Source organism: Paracoccus methylarcula (assembly GCF_003007735.2).
Taxonomy (GTDB): domain Bacteria; phylum Pseudomonadota; class Alphaproteobacteria; order Rhodobacterales; family Rhodobacteraceae; genus Paracoccus; species Paracoccus methylarcula.
Genome location: NZ_PXNQ02000010.1, coordinates 170,979 through 186,333, shown reverse-complemented (window position 1 = coordinate 186,333; position 15,355 = coordinate 170,979). Strand labels below are relative to the sequence as shown.

The window sequence follows — 15,355 nt, the reverse complement described above, 5'->3', positions numbered from 1 at the left end:
AGGCAGCATGAAACCAGTGAGTAGACTTGGAGATAAGCATATCTGCCCGGTTCACGGGGCGAATACCATCATTTCAGTGGCATCACAGTCTACCTGCGATGGCAAACCGATTGCGACTGTCGGAGACAAAACTGCCTGTGGTGCGGTGATCGTCACAGGTAGCTCGGCCTGTATCGTGGACGGTCGGCCGACGGCTACCATTGGTTCAAAAACGAGCCACGGTGGCGTCATTGTGGAGGGATCAGCGTCGCGCTGCTGAATCGCTTGTTCCTGCTTGCCTGACTTAGCAAGTGATTCGAGGTTGTTGGAAGGGCACGCTATAGTTGCGTCCATCTACATTAACGTGGTAAGGGCGCCGGTTCTTGCGCCCGGCTTGCATGTTCCAGCCTTGCCGCCCCTGCGTATACGCGTCATGCAACGCCCTTTCGCCGTCACATAGCGTCTGTCGTTCGCTGTAGCCCGAATTATACGCGCGATAGGGGGCGTTGATGGATGCGGGCCTGAGAACGTCCCTGGACACCCTACAATCGGCGTGGCAGCGCAGAGTGGCGCTGTCCCCACATCTCCCGACAGATTCATCCATCCGAATCCGTCTGTCCGATCAGCCCACAAAGGTCCCACCATCGCGCCCAAACGCAATCATGTCGACATGTTGATTTTCAATGTGTTTTTGGTGCCGGTTGCAGGAATCGAACCCGCGACCTTCTGATTACAAATCAGCTGCTCTACCAGCTGAGCTAAACCGGCCCGGCGGGACTAGCCCGCTTGCGACACTCCGATACCGCGTGACGCGGCTTTGCGCAAGCCGGGGTTGGTATGTGCCAGCAAGATAACCGCAAGAAGCCCCACTGACATGACCAGCAACGCGGCGGGTGCGGCATTGCCCAAATCCTCGAGGCTGGCCTTTTCATGCACGCGGGTCGCGAGGGTTTCATAGCTGAACGGGCGCAACAGCAATGTTGCGGGCAATTCCTTGCAGCTGTCAACGAAGATCAGCAGCAGCGCCGAGCCGACCGAGCCCCGCATCAGCGGCATGAACACATCGCGGAGCACTCCGGCATTGCTGCGGCCAAGAGACCGGGCCGCCATCGGCAAGGAGGGCGCCACCCGCGTGAAGGCGCCGTCGATGGCGCCCTGCCCGATGGCGAAGAAGCGCACCATGTAGGCAAGCACGATTGCGGTGCCGCTGCCGGTCAGGATCAGTCCCGGATCACTGCCGGTCAGCGCCAGCCAGCCATCGGCGAGCCGGTGATCCAGTGCCGCCAGGGGAATCAGGATGCCGACTGCCAGCACGGCGCCGGGTGCGGCATAGCCGATCATCGTCGCCGGCAGCAACAGCCGGGGCAGGCTGCGCCCGGACAGGCGCACCCCGTAGACCATGACCAGGGCCATCCCCACGGTCAGGAAGGCCGCGATCCCGCCCAGGCTGACCGTATGCCAGACCGCAAGCCCCAGCCCGGGCGTGATCCATCCCTCGGGATAGGCCAGCGCATAGTTCAGGATCACCCCGACCGGTAGCAGGAAGCCCAGGGCAAAGGGAAGCATGCAGGCGATCGTCGCGGCCCCCGCGGGCAGGCCTTTCAGCAACTGGCGGGTGATCGGGCGGGGCTGGCGCGCGCTTTGATGGAAACGGGCATTACGGCGCGCGAAACGCTCCCACAGCGCCAGGACCAGGACCACCAGCAGGATGACACAGGCGATCTGCGCCGCGCCACCGGCATTGCGGCGTTCGAGCCATGTTGTGAAGATGCCGGTATTCAGCGTCTGCACACCGAAATAGCTGACCACGCCGTAATCGGCGACCGATTCCATCATCGCGATGGCCGAGCCTGCGACGATGGCAGGACGGGCCAGCGGCAGGCCGACACGACGGAACAGCCCCCAGGGGCCGGCGCCCAGGGCGCGCGCGACCTCGTAGGCGCTGCCGGATTGCTCATGCAGGGCGGCCCGGGTCAACAGGTAGACATAGGGATAAAGCGCCGCCGACAGGACCAGGATGGCCGCTTCGATCGAGCGGATCCGGGGGAACCAGTAATCTCCCGCATTGGCCCAGCCGAACCAGCCGCGCAGGGCGGTTTGCACCGGGCCGGAATAATCCAGGAAATCGGCCAGCGCATAGGCGCCGATATAGGCGGGCACGGCCAGCGGCGCCAAAAGCAGCCATTGCAGCCACCGGCGGCCGGGAAAATCATACATGCTGACCAGCCAGGCCGAGCCCGCCCCCATGCAGGCCGACAGCAGGCCGGTCCCCACCGCCAGGATCACCGTGTTCGACAGGTAGCGCGGCAGGACCGAGCTCAGCAGATGCGGCCAGATATTCTCGGTCGGGTTCAGCGCCATCCAGGCGACCGCCGCCACCGGCATCAGCACTAGCGCGGCGATCAACGCCGCCATGACCGACCAGGCCCGCCCGGAGCCTTGCCGCAGGCTGCTTTCGCGGCGGCCCCGCCGCCGTCCGGGCATGTCAGAAACGCTCATATCGCGCCGATAGCGCAAAGCGGTTTGACTGTCTATCTCTGCCGGGTAATGTGCGCCGGGATTCGCACTCCGCAAATTATGACGTGCCGGGTTTACCGTATTCAAGAGGACGAACCAGATGCAGATGGTCTTTCATATCGGCGTACACGGGACGGATGACGACCGGTTACTGAAAACGCTGCTGAACAATCGTGAATGGCTGCTGAAGAACCGGACCGAGATCGTGCCGCCCAGCAGGCATAGCGGGTTGTTCGAACAGGCGCTGATGCCGCTCAAGGGCGGACCGGCGACCATCGAGATGGAAGAGGTCATCCTCGACGCCCTGCTGACCACCGACGATCCGGAGCGGGTGATCTTCTCCACTCCCACCTTCATGGGCGCGGTCGGGCGAATCGTCGGACGGGACGGGCTGTATCCGCAGATCGGCAACCGGGTGGCCGCACTGGCCAACCTGTTTCCGAAATATGACTCCGAATTCTTCGTGGCAATCCGCAACCCCGCCACCCTGCTGTCCGACATGCTGCCGCGCTTCAAGACCGGCGATTACAATGTCCTCATGCAGGGACGCCACCCGCTGGACCTGCGCTGGCGCGAAGCTGCGCAGCGCATGGTGCAGGCGGCCCAGGGACGGCGCGTCGTCATCTGGTGCCACGAGGACGTCCCGCTGATCTGGCCCGAGGTGGTCCGGCTGGCCGGCGACATCTCCCCCGATGCGCCGCTGAAGGATGGCATGCTGTATATGCATGAAATCCTGGACAGCACCGGGACCGAAGAGCTGCGCGATGCGATGAGCAGCCGCGACCAGCTTTCCATCGCCCAACGGCGGGAATTATGCACCCGGTTATTGCAGGAGCATTCCGTCAAGGAGGCCCTCGATCAGCCGATCAACCTGCCAGGCTGGACCCAGGAACTGGTCGACCAGGTGACCGACAACTATTACCGCGATGTCGCGGAGATCGCGGCACTGCCGGGCGTGGAATTCATCCTGCCATAGAAGCAGCGGGCAGTGATGGGTGGTCCGGCTTTCGGGGCCCTGCCCCGTCGCCGTTCCGGCGACTCCCCGGGATATTTGCATGAAGAAGAAAGGCCGCGCGGGATCGATCCTTGCCGAGATCGGGGATCGTCACCGGCGTTGGCGCTGATGGCGCCGGCGGGGTCACATTCCGGCCAGGTCGGCGCCCCCCGCCGCGCGGAACCAGCGGATGACCTTGGCGCGCTCTTCGTCTTCCATGAAGCTGACATTGGCGGGCGGCATCGCGTCGGTCAGCCCCGCCTGGACATAGATCTCGCGCGCCGCCCGGGCGATGTCCGAGGGGGTCTCGAGGAACACCCCCTTCGGCGCGTGGTAGATGCCTTCGTAGAAGGGCTCGCGCGCATGGCACATCGAACAGCGTCCCGCGACGATATCAGCGACCTCGTCGAAACCCGCCGCCTCGGCGTAACGGGTCTCGACCGGGGTCAGGGCACGGGTCTCGGCATTCTCCAGCGTGTCCTGGTTGAGACCGATGGAGCTCAGCCACATGATCATGATGAACAGCACCGCCGTGATCGCCCAGGTCCACCACAGATCGCCCTTGCGGGCATGCATGGTGTTGAAGAAATGCCGGATGGTCACGCCCATCAGGAAGATCAGCGCCGCGATCAGCCAGTTGTAATCGCTCGCGAAGGCCAGCGGGTAATGGTTCGACAGCATCAGGAAGATGACCGGCAGGGTCAGGTAGTTGTTATGCGTCGAACGCAGCTTGGCGATCTTGCCGTATTTCGGATCGGGCGCGCGCCCGGCCTTGAGATCGGCCACCACGATGCGCTGGTTCGGCATGATGACCAGGAACACATTCGCGGTCATGATCGTCGCGGTGAAGGCCCCCAGATGCAAGAGCGCCGCGCGTCCGGTGAAGACCTGGTCATAGCCCCAGCCCATGACGACCAGCGCCACGAAGAGCAGCAGCATCAACACCGTCGGGCGTTCCCCGAGCGGCGATTTGCACAAGGTGTCATAGATCAGCCAGCCGATCGCCAGAGAACCGCCCGAGATCAGGATCGCCTGCCATTGCGCCAGGTCCATCTTGGCCGGATCGATCAGGAACAGGTTCGCCCCGGCCCAATAGGTGACCATCAGCAGCGCCGCGCCCGACAACCATGTCGCGTAGCTTTCCCATTTGAACCATGTCAGGTGCTCGGGCATCCGTTCCGGCGCGACCAGGTATTTCTGGATATGGTAGAAACCGCCGCCATGGACCTGCCATTCCTCGCCATGCGCGCCCTTGGGCAGGCCGGGCGCCTGGACCAGTCCCAGATCCAGCGCGACGAAATAGAAGGAAGAACCGATCCAGGCGATGGCGGTGATCACGTGCAGCCAGCGGATCGCGAAACTCAGCCATTCCCAGATGATGACATAATCGGGAATCATCGCTCAACTCCCCCGATAGGTTGAATAGCCAAAGGGCGAGACCAGCAGCGGCACATGGTAGTGATCCTCTTGCGACATGCCGAAGCGGATCGGGATCACGTCCAGGAAGCGCGGGCTTTCCGGCGGGATACCGGTGGCGTCCATCCACGCGCCGGCGTGGAATTCCAGCTCGTATGCGCCGGTTTCGAATTCGCTTTCCGGCAGGATCTGCCGGTCGGTGCGGCCATCGGCATTGGTTTTCAACCGCGCCAATTCGACCCGCTGCCCGTCTTGCAGACGAAACAGCACCACCTCCATCCCCTCGGCAGGCTTGCCGCGGGCGGTATCAAGAACATGGGTTGTCAGGTAACCCGGCATCTGCGCCTCCCCTGATTATCGCGGTTTCATTGATAACCGATCCTGCCTGTAAGACGAGAGGGCGCAAAGGCAAGGCAGTCTATAATTTTCGTAGAAAATCGGCCGAGGCCAAGCCCCAGCACGCTTCGGGCAGGCTCGGCACCTGCCCGAAATTGCGTCACCCGGCCAGCCGCGCCACGGCCTTCTGCGCGCGTGCCCGCAAGTCCTGCGGATCGGCAGTCAGCAGTCGGTGATCCGCGACCACCGCCCTGCCCTGCACATAGACCGCCTTGGGTCTAACCGGCGCACAGAACACCAGCGCCGCGACCGGATCCCATTGGCCGGCGGCGGGCAGTTCGTTGATGTCCCACAGGACCAGATCGGCCTGCATCCCCGGCGCGAGCGCGCCGATATCGCTGCGGCCCAGCACCCGCGCACCGCCACGCGTGGCGATCTCCAGCGCCTCGCGCGCGCCCATGGCGGCGGGACCGTCCCTCAGCCGGGCGACCAGCATCGCCTGCCGGGCCTCTAACCCAAGATGACTACAATCATTGGAGGCCGATCCATCGACCCCCAGCCCCACCGGCACACCCCTGTCGCGCATCGCCCGCACCGGGGCGATCCCGCTGGCCAGCCGCGCATTCGAGCAGGGGCAATGCGCCACGCCCGTTCCGCTCCGGGCGAAAAGATCGATCTCGGGGTCCGACAGTTTCACGCAATGGGCATGCCAGACATCATCCCCAGTCCAGCCCAGGCTTTCCGCGTAATCCCCCGGCAGCATTCCGAAATTATCCAGAGAATAGCGAATATCCTCGTCATTCTCAGCCAGGTGGGTATGCAGGCGCACACCTTTTTCCCGTGCCAGCACCGCAGCATCGCGCATCAATTCGCGGCTGACCGAAAAGGGCGAACAGGGCGCCAGCGCCACCTGAACCATCGCCCCCTCGCCCGCATCGTGAAAGGCGTCCACCACCCGCTCGCTGTCGCGCAGGATCGCGGGCTCGTCCTCGACCAGCGCATCGGGCGGCAAGCCGCCCTTGCTCTCGCCGATCGACATCGCTCCGCGCGTGGCGGTGAAGCGGATGCCGATATCCGAGGCCGCCTCGATACTGTCATCCAGCCGCGAGCCGTTCGGAAACAGGTACAGATGATCCGAACTGCAGGTGCAGCCCGACAGCGCCAGCTCGGCCAGACCGACCTGCGCCGACAGGCGGATATCCTCGGGTCCCATCCGCGACCAGATCGGATAGAGCGTCCGCAGCCAACCGAACAGCGCCGCATCCTGGGCGGCGGGCACGGCGCGGGTCAGGGTCTGGAACAGGTGGTGATGGGTATTGACGAGGCCGGGGGTGACAACGCATCCCCCGGCCTCGATGATTTCGGCGCCATCGCGCGGCAGGCCCTGGCCCACCGCGACGATCTTTCCGTTCTCGACCAGCACATCGCCGCCCGCGATCTCTTGCCGCGCCTCGTCCATGGTGACGACGACATCGGCGTTCCGGATTAGCAGCCTAGTGGGCATCGGACGCGTGCCCCGCCTCGCGCACATCGTCTTCGCTGATATGCGGCGCGCCGTTATAGAACCAGTTCAGCAGCACCGCCGAGATCGCCGCCAGCAGGATGCCGGAATGGATCAGCGGGTGGATCGCATGCGGCATCCACTGGTTGAAATCGGGCGCGATCATCGGGATCATCCCGATCCCGACCGAGATCGCCACGATGAACAGGTTATGCCGGTTATTCGCGAAATCGACGCGGGCGAGGATACGCACGCCGGTCGCAGCGACCATGCCGAACATCACCAGCCCGGCGCCGCCCAGAACCGTTGTCGGCAGGCTTTCCACCAGCGCGCCCATTTTCGGGATCAGCCCCAGCACGATCATGATCGCGCCGCCCGCCACGCAGACGAAGCGCGAGCGGATGCCGGTGACGCCGACAAGGCCGACATTCTGGCTGAAGGAGGTATAGGGGAAGGTGTTGAACAGCCCGCCGATCGCCGTGCCCAACCCGTCGGCCCGCAGACCGGCGGCCAGCGATTTCTGGGTCAGCGGCTTCTTGCAGATATCGCTGAGGGCAAGGAACATGCCGGTGGATTCGATCATCGTCACCAGCATGACCAGCAGCATGGTCAGGATCATGATCGGGTCGAATATCGGCATGCCGAAATGCAGCGGCTTGATCAGGGCGAACCAGCTTGCCTCGCCGACCTTCTCGAAATGCATCATGCCCAGCATCGCGGCCACCACGCCACCGGCGGCGATACCGATCAGAACCGCGATATTGGCGACGAACCCCTTGGCAAAGCGCGAAATCAGCAGGATCGTGCCCAGCACCAGGACCGCGATCAGGATGTTCTGACCCGAGGCATAGGCCGGGTTCTTCACCGTCGGAGCCAGTTGCACCCCATCCGGCACGCCTCCCGCCGCCAGGGCCTGGGCAAGCCATTCCTGCGCCGCGGGATCGACGATCTTGGGCGCGGTCGGTCCGACCGGCAGGCCGAAGATCCAGTTGATACCGATAGGCATCAGGCTGATGCCGATGGTCAGGATCAGCGTCCCCGTCACCACCGGCGGAAAGAAGCGCAGCATCCTGCTGACCAGTGGCGCAAGCAGGATCCCGATCAGGCCCGCCGCAATGATCGAGCCGAACAGCGCCCTTGCCCCCTCATGTCCCGGAGTGCCGAGGCGATGGCCACCATCGGTCCGACCGAGGCGAATGTCACGCCCATCATCACGGGCAGCTTGATGCCGAAATATTGCGTTGTGCCAAGGCTTTGAATGATCGATACGATCCCGCAGACGAACAGGTCGGCCGAGATCAGGAACGCGACCTCCTCGGGCGACAATTGCAGCGCCCTGCCGACAATCAGCGGAACCGCGATCGCGCCAGCATACATGACCAGCACATGCTGGAACCCTAGAGTGATGAGCTTTGGCGCCGGCAAGATTTCATCGACGGTATGCACCGTCCCAGGCTTGCCTGCCTCAATACTGGCATCGGACATTGCGGACCTCCCTTTCCACTAATGACGAATTACGTTCAGATCTCGACCTCGATGGCCTTTCCCTGCTGTCGTGCAAGATCGACGACCGCGCCCGCGACCGCAAGATCCTGCAACCCGACCCCGGTGCCATCGAAAATGGTGACTTCCGCATCGCCACGCCCCTCGTGATTGCCAGTGATGACCTGACCTATCGCGGTAACGTCGCTGTCGGAAATGCTTCCCGCCGCGCTGGCGTGCTGAAATTCACCGATGCTGAGCGATTGGGCAATCTCGTCGGTAAACAGGCGCGCCCGTGCGACCAGCGCCGGATCGAGTTCCTGCTTGCCCTTGGTATCGGTGCCCATCGCGGCGATATGGGTGCGCCCCTTCACCTGCCCGTTCATCAGGAGCGGCTCGAAAGCCGAGGTGATCGAGATGATCACATCCGCCTCGGCCCCAAGCCGGGGCAGTTCCACCGCCTCGAAGGGCAGGCCCAGTTCGGCGGCGGTATCGGCCAGCCGGGTCAGCATCTCGGGATGCGGGTTCCAGCCGATAACACGCTCGAATTGACCCACGCGGGCGGCGGCCTTCATCTGGAAGGCCGATTGATGGCCCGCGCCGATCATCCCCAGCACCTTGGCCCCCTCGGGCGCAAGATGCTTGATCGAGACGGCGCTTGCCGCGGCGGTGCGCAGGGCGGTCAGCAGGTTGCCCCCGACCGCCGCCGAGACCCGCCCGGTATCCGGGTCGAACAGGAACACGGTGGACTGATGGTTGATCAGGCCGTGTTTCTGGTTGTTCGGCCAGTAGCCCCCGGCCTTCAGCCCCAGGTTCAGGGCGCTCTTGTCGAAGCCGCCCTTGAAGCCGTAAAGCGCATCCTCATGCCCGATTGCCTCGCGCACGACGGGGAAGTTATAGCTTCCCCGCTCGCCATCGCGGCAAACACCGCCTCGACAGCATCGAATGCCGCCTCGGACGTCATCAGCCCGGCAATCTCTTTTTCTGGAACAACCCACATCAGTAAGCCTTCCCGCGTGCGCTGACCGGCCAGACGGTTTCCACCTTGCCGTTCCGGACACCCACATACCAGTCATGGACATTGCAGGTCGGATCGCAATGGCCCGGCACCAGCCGCAGCTTGTCATTGACCTTCAGCACGCCCTCGGGATCGTCGATCACGCCATGCTCATCGCTGCACTTGATGTATTTCACATCCTCGCGGCCATAGATAAAGGGCAGCCCGCTATCGACCGACTGCGCCTTGAGGCCGGCATCGCAGATCGCCTTGTCGGCTTTCGCGTGGCTCATGACGCTGGTCAGGATGAACAGCGCGTTCTCCCATTCGCCCTTGTCGATGCGGTTGCCGTCCTGGTCCAGGATGCGACCATAATCGGCATCCATGAAGGCATAGGAGCCGCATTGCAATTCGTTGTAAACGCCCGAATTGCTTTCGAAATAATAGGACCCGGTGCCACCGCCCGAGACCAGTTCCGGCTCCAGCCCCACGGCCTTGAGCCCGTCCACGGCGTCTTTCACCTGCGCGATGGCGGCGTCCAGCTTGGCCTTGCGGTCATCGAAGCCGTCAATATGCTGCATCGCGCCCTGATAGGCTTGGATGCCGGTGAATTTGAGGCCCTCGGCCGCATCCACGGCCTTGGCGATCTCGACCACTTCCGGGGTCGTCTTGACGCCGCAGCGGCCCGCGCCGCAATCGATCTCGACAAAGACCTCCAGCGTGGTGCCGTGTTTTTGCGCCGCCGCCGAGAGATCGGCGACATTCGCGACATCATCGACGCAAACGATGATCCGGCTGCCCAGTTTTGGCAGGCGGGCCAGACGGTCGATCTTGGCCGGGTCGCGGACCTGGTTCGACACCAGCACATCCTTGATGCCGCCGCGCACGAAAACTTCGGCTTCGGACACTTTCTGGCAGCAGACACCAATGGCGCCGCCCAGCTTTTCCTGCAACTTCAGCACATCGACCGATTTATGCATCTTGCCATGGGCGCGGTGCCGCATCCCATGTGCTTTGGCATAATCGCCCATCTTCTTGATGTTGCGCTCAAGCGCGTCCAGATCGAGGACCAGGCAGGGAGTTTGAATATCCGCCTCATCCATCCCCGGCAGCGCCGGCACGTCGAAGCCAACTTCCAGCCCATCGAAATTCGCAGGTGCGTTCATGGTTTCCTCCCTCAATTCCAAGGCAGCTTGTCAAGATCGACATTGCCGCCGGTGATGATGAAGCCGACCCTTTGGCCGGCAAAAACGTCGCGGTTCTTCAGGATGGTGGCCAACGGCACGGCGCTGCTGGGCTCCATCACGATCTTCATGCGCTTCCAGATCAGCTTCATCGCCTCGACGATCTCGGCCTCCGAGGCGGTCAGGATGTCGGTGACATGGCGCTGCACGAAATGCCATGTCAGTTCCTTCAGCGGCACTTTCAGCCCGTCCGCCACCGTGTCCGGCGCATCATCGGCGATGATATGACCGGCCTTGAAACTGCGCATGGCATCATCGGCCTGCTCGGGCTCGGCGGCATAGATCTTCACGTTCGGGGCAAGGTTCGACAGGGTCAGGCAGGTGCCCGACACCATCCCGCCGCCGCCGATCGGCGCGATCACGGCATCCAGACCTTCGACCTGCTCGATCAGCTCGGCCGAACATGTGCCCTGCCCCGCGATCACCCGTGGATCATTATAGGGATGGACGAATTCCGCCCCGGTCTCGGCCACGACCTCGGCAAACACCGCCTCGCGGCTGGAGGTGGAGGGTTCGCATTCCACCACGCGCCCGCCATAGCCCCGGACGGCGTCCTTCTTGGCCTGTGGCGCGGTGCGCGGCATCACCACGGTGCAGGGAATGCCGCGCCGTCCCGCAGCATAGGACAGGCAGGTGCCGTGATTGCCGCTGGAATGGGTGGCAACCCCTTTCGCAGCCTGCTCGTCAGTCAAACCGAATACCGCGTTCGAAGCCCCGCGCGCCTTGAACGCCCCGGCCTTCTGCAGGTTCTCGCATTTGAAGAACAGCTCGGCCCCGGTCAGTTCGTTCAACATGCGCGAGGTCAGAACCGGGGTCCGATGCACATGACCCGCGATCCGTTCCCGCGCCGCCAGCATGTCCTCCAGCGTTGGAATATACATGGTCTGATCCTTCATCATGCGGCCTTTTCGATGGCGGTCGCGCTTTTGCGGTAATGCTCCTGCGCGGCGGCAACGCCGCTGCCAAGCGTCACCGGCAGGCCAAGATCGGCCATGACCATCTCGGCGGTGGCAATGCCCGACAGCGCCATGACATCGGTCAGGCTGCCAAGATGGCCGATGCGGAACACCTTGCCCGCGACATCGCCCAGACCGGTCCCGAAGGCGACGCCATAGGATTCCAGCGCGTGGCTGACGACCTTGTTGGCGTCAAAGCCTTCCGGCACGCGGATCGCGCTGACGCTGTCGGAATAAAGCTCGGGCCGGGTGGCGCAAAGCTGCAGCCCCCATGCCGAGACGGCCTTGCGGACGCCTTCGGCGATGCGGTGGTGGCGGGCAAAGACATTCTCCAGCCCCTCCTCCAGCAGCATCTGCGTGGACAGGTTCAGCCCGTTCAGCAGCCCGACCGGAGGCGTATAGGGAAAGCCGTTCGCCGCATAGCCCTTGGCCATGTCGCGAATGTCAAAGAAGGTACGCGGCAGTTTTGCCGTCTCGACCGCCGCCATCGCCTTGGGCGAAAAGCCGATAATCGCCAGGCCGGGCGGCAGCATGAAGCCTTTCTGCGAGCCGGTGATGGCGATATCGACGCCCCATTCGTCCATGCGGAAATCCATGCTGCCGATCGAGCTGACGCCATCGACGAAAAGCAGCGCCGGATGCCCCGCCGCGTCCAGGGCGCGGCGAACGGCGGCGATATCGGATTTCACGCCGGTCGCGGTTTCGTTATGCGTGGCCAGCACGGCCTTGATCTGATGCGCCTTGTCGGCGGTCAGGATCTCCTCGAAGCGATCGGCGGGAACGCCCTCGCCCCATTCCTGCGTCACGACCTCGACATCCAGCCCGTGGCGCTGGCACATGTCGATCCAGCGATGGCTGAACATGCCGTTGCGCGTGGCCAGGATCTTGTCACCCGGCGACAGGGTGTTGGAAATCGCGGTCTCCCACCCGCCGGTGCCGGTCGAGGGAAAGACGAAGACCTGCCCCTCGGTGGTCTTCAGAACCTTCTTCACCCCCTCCAGCGCGGGATGAAGGATCTTGCCGAAAACCGGGCTGCGGTGATCGATCGTGGGCATGTCCACGGCCTTGCGCAATATCTCGGGGATATTGGTCGGGCCGGGGATGAAAACGGGGTTCTGGCTTGTCATGGCACTCCTCCTGCGGGTTATCGTTAATGTATCGCGCCTATTGCAATGCCGCAATTTTTCTGGAAAATATTTCCGATCAGCGGAAATATGCCATATTATGACGTCTTTCCAGCCAGTTGGGATTTTCCACTTGCCCAAGGCGATTTTCGCCGCAATGAGGATGCATCATCAAGCGGAGGTAAATAATGGCCGAACCGACTCGCCGCCGGGGCCGCCCGCGCAAGGACGCGCCCGAAACATCCGGCACCATCCAGGCGCTGGATCGCGCATTGGATATTCTCGACCTGCTGGCGGCCAATCCCGGCCTGACGCTAAGCGAAGTTGCCGAGCAGATGAAGCAATCGCCCTCGACCGTGCACCGGGTCCTGCATACGCTGGCCGCGCGCGGCGTCGCCGAAAGCGATCCGGCCACCCAGACATGGCATATCGGCCCCGCCACCTTCCGTCTCGGCTCGGCCTTCATGCGCCGATCAGGCATCGTGGAACGCGCCCGGCCGATCCTGCGCGCCCTGATGGAACATACCGGAGAGACCGCCAATCTCGGCATTCTCAACGGCAACGCGGTGCTCTTCGTCAGCCAGGCCGAGACGCATGAGACGATCCGCGCCTTTTTCCCGCCCGGCACCCGCTCGCCCCTGCATGCCTCGGGCATCGGCAAGGCGCTGCTGGCCTTTGGCCGTCCCGAGACGCTGCGGAACCTGCTCGACAATTCCGAACTGCCGCGTTTCACCGACAAGACCCTGACCAGTCCGGAAGCCCTGCAAGAGGACATGACCCGCATTCGCGCCCGCGGCTTTTCCTTCGATGACGAGGAACGCACGCGCGGCATGCGCTGTATCGCCGCCCCGGTCTTCGACCTGACCGGAGAGGCCGTCGCGGGTCTCTCGGTCAGCGGGCCCACGCATCGTATCGGGCATGAACATGTTAAGACCCTTGGCGCGGCAGTGGCCTCCTCCGCCCAGGAACTGACACAAGCCCTGGGCGGTTGATCCGCCCGGCCCGGCCTTTCTTCCTTGCTTGAATACCTGAGCGATCCCCAAATTCGGTACGACATTTTCAGTCTCAAACAGCCGTCTTTTTGCATTATAGTTGCGCTGCGATTGCGAAGGCTCTAGCAATGCTGCAACGCCGCGAAAGGACGAATCGATGAAAGACATGCAGCACCGGACTGAAACCGTCCTGCCCGAAATCGAGGATTTGCAGAAGCGCGCCACCGAGGCGTTGCGAGGCATGGTTGCCCCCGGGGACAAACCCGATGCCGAACTTCTGGAACAGCACCAACATGCCGCCCATGCGCTGTCATGGCTGACAACCTATGTCGAAGCGCTCAAGCAACTCGCCGCTTGGGGTGAGCGCGTCGAAGGCGAGATGGAGGAACTGATCCTGCAGATCGGCTTTGGCGAATACCTGGCCCAGATCGCAGGCGGCATTCCGATGAGCCAGAACGAGTTCGCCCGCCTCTCGGATCTGGGGATCGACTGGCAGCCATCGGATGCGGCCCGCGCGCTGATGGCCGGGAACGCGCCCGAGACCCGCGCCCGGCTTGCCGCCCTGATCGCCGAGAACCGGGGCAGCGCGACATTCGGCGCCACCGGGCTGGACGAGGATCTGGAAATGATCCGCGACCAGTTCCGCCGCTGGTCCGACGACAAGGTCGTGCCGCATGCCCATGAATGGCATCTGAAGGACGAGTTCATCCCGATGGCAATCATCGAGGAACTGGCCGAACTGGGCGTCTTCGGCCTGACCATCCCCGAGAATCTCGGCGGATTGGGCATGTCCAAGGCTGCGATGGTGGTGGTCAGCGAGGAACTTTCGCGCGGTTATATCGGCGTGGGTTCGCTTGGCACGCGCAGCGAGATCGCGGCGGAACTGATTCTCGGCGGCGGTACGGATGCGCAAAAGGAGCATTGGCTGCCCCGGCTGGCGAGCGGCGAAATCCTGCCGACCGCCGTGTTCACCGAGCCCAATACCGGCAGCGACCTGGGCAGCCTGCGGACCCGTGCGGTCAAGGATGACGAGAATTGGAAGGTCACCGGCAACAAGACCTGGATCACCCATGCCGCCCGCACCCATATCATGACGCTGCTGGCCCGCACCGATCCCGAGACCACGGATTACCGGGGCCTGTCGATGTTCATCGCCGAGAAGACTCCGGGCGACGATGGCGATCCGTTCCCCACCCCCGGCATGACCGGCGGCGAGATCGAGGTGCTGGGCTATCGCGGCATGAAGGAATACGAGCTCGGCTTTGACGGTTTCGAGATCAAGGGCGAGAACCTGCTTGGCGGCACTCCTGGGCAGGGCTTCAAGCAATTGATGCAAACCTTTGAATCGGCTCGTATCCAGACTGCCGCCCGTGCCATCGGCGTGGCCCAGAACGCGCTTGAGCTGGGCTTGCAATACGCGCTGGATCGCAAGCAGTTCGGCAAGTCGCTGGTGCATTTCCCGCGCGTCGCCGACAAGCTGGCGATGATGGCGGTCGAGATCATGATCGCCCGGCAACTGACCTATTTCAGCGCATGGGAGAAGGATCACGGCCATCGCTGCGACCTCGAGGCCGGGATGGCCAAGCTGCTGGGTGCCCGCGTGGCATGGGCAGCGGCTGACAACGCGCTGCAAATCCATGGCGGCAACGGTTTCGCGCTGGAATACCAGATCAGCCGGGTCCTGTGCGACGCGCGAATCCTCAATATCTTCGAGGGCGCGGCGGAAATTCAGGCGCAAGTGATCGCGCGGCGTCTTTTGGGTTGATACGATTTGGACTAGAAGTCTGGAACCAAAGCGGATTTACCGCGTTTCAAAC

At 63.3% G+C, this 15,355-nt stretch carries 11 protein-coding genes, 1 tRNA gene and 2 pseudogenes; 4 read left to right on the top strand and 10 right to left on the bottom strand.

Annotation, left to right across the window (positions count from 1 at the left end; translation table 11 throughout):
* Window positions 1–7: 7 nt before the first annotated feature.
* Entirely contained in the window at window positions 8–259 is a 252-nt protein-coding gene (locus A7A09_RS22165) for a PAAR domain-containing protein (protein WP_106692363.1), read from the top strand.
* A gap of 412 nt (window positions 260–671) precedes the next feature.
* Here A7A09_RS22165 and A7A09_RS16245 read toward each other — a convergent pair.
* Window positions 672–747 (bottom strand) — tRNA-Thr (locus tag A7A09_RS16245).
* A 9-nt stretch (window positions 748–756) separates the two neighbouring features.
* Complete coding sequence (locus A7A09_RS16240) at window positions 757–2,463, bottom strand: ABC transporter permease (RefSeq protein ID WP_106692362.1); 1,707 nt, start codon at window positions 2,461–2,463, stop codon at window positions 757–759.
* Window positions 2,464–2,596: 133 nt separating this feature from the next.
* Here A7A09_RS16240 and A7A09_RS16235 point away from each other — a divergent pair, with 133 nt between their 5' ends.
* On the top strand, window positions 2,597–3,472 hold the full coding sequence (locus A7A09_RS16235; RefSeq protein WP_106692361.1) for a hypothetical protein: 876 nt from the start codon (window positions 2,597–2,599) through the stop codon (window positions 3,470–3,472).
* A 162-nt stretch (window positions 3,473–3,634) separates the two neighbouring features.
* Here the strand turns inward: A7A09_RS16235 and A7A09_RS16230 are convergent, their stop codons facing one another.
* The 8 genes and pseudogenes from A7A09_RS16230 to bhcA form a co-directional block, all read right to left on the bottom strand.
* The gene (locus tag A7A09_RS16230; protein ID WP_436277803.1) at window positions 3,635–4,888 is read right to left on the bottom strand and encodes a urate hydroxylase PuuD; all 1,254 of its coding nucleotides are present in this window, start codon (window positions 4,886–4,888) and stop codon (window positions 3,635–3,637) included.
* Window positions 4,889–4,891: 3 nt separating this feature from the next.
* Complete coding sequence (gene uraH / locus A7A09_RS16225; protein ID WP_106692360.1) at window positions 4,892–5,245, bottom strand: hydroxyisourate hydrolase; 354 nt, start codon at window positions 5,243–5,245, stop codon at window positions 4,892–4,894.
* A 157-nt stretch (window positions 5,246–5,402) separates the two neighbouring features.
* A complete protein-coding gene (locus A7A09_RS16220; protein ID WP_106692398.1) occupies window positions 5,403–6,746 on the bottom strand; it encodes an 8-oxoguanine deaminase in 1,344 nt (447 codons plus the stop codon).
* Window positions 6,736–8,120 (bottom strand): annotated as a pseudogene (locus A7A09_RS16215) (nucleobase:cation symporter-2 family protein). Before A7A09_RS16215 ends, A7A09_RS16220 begins: the two are co-directional and overlap by 11 nt.
* A 143-nt stretch (window positions 8,121–8,263) precedes the next feature.
* Window positions 8,264–9,225 (bottom strand): annotated as a pseudogene (bhcD, locus tag A7A09_RS16210) (iminosuccinate reductase BhcD).
* On the bottom strand, window positions 9,225–10,388 hold the full coding sequence (gene bhcC / locus A7A09_RS16205) for a 3-hydroxy-D-aspartate aldolase BhcC (RefSeq protein WP_106692359.1): 1,164 nt from the start codon (window positions 10,386–10,388) through the stop codon (window positions 9,225–9,227). The pseudogene bhcD and the gene bhcC overlap by 1 nt, the downstream one beginning before the upstream one ends.
* 11 nt (window positions 10,389–10,399) lie before the next feature.
* Window positions 10,400–11,362 carry a beta-hydroxyaspartate dehydratase BhcB gene (bhcB, locus tag A7A09_RS16200; RefSeq protein ID WP_106692397.1) on the bottom strand — a complete coding sequence of 321 codons (963 nt, stop codon included), beginning with the start codon at window positions 11,360–11,362 and terminating at the stop codon, window positions 10,400–10,402.
* On the bottom strand, window positions 11,362–12,549 hold the full coding sequence (gene bhcA, locus A7A09_RS16195) for an L-aspartate--glyoxylate aminotransferase BhcA (protein ID WP_106692358.1): 1,188 nt from the start codon (window positions 12,547–12,549) through the stop codon (window positions 11,362–11,364). The genes bhcB and bhcA overlap by 1 nt, the downstream gene beginning before the upstream one ends.
* Window positions 12,550–12,734: 185 nt before the next feature.
* Here bhcA and bhcR point away from each other — a divergent pair, with 185 nt between their 5' ends.
* Both bhcR and A7A09_RS16185 read left to right on the top strand, forming a co-directional pair.
* Entirely contained in the window at window positions 12,735–13,538 is an 804-nt protein-coding gene (gene bhcR, locus A7A09_RS16190; protein WP_106692357.1) for an HTH-type transcriptional regulator BhcR, read from the top strand.
* A 157-nt stretch (window positions 13,539–13,695) separates the two neighbouring features.
* Window positions 13,696–15,303 (top strand): acyl-CoA dehydrogenase family protein, encoded by a 1,608-nt coding sequence (locus tag A7A09_RS16185; protein ID WP_106692356.1) that lies wholly within the window; start codon window positions 13,696–13,698, stop codon window positions 15,301–15,303.
* Window positions 15,304–15,355: the final 52 nt, after the last annotated feature.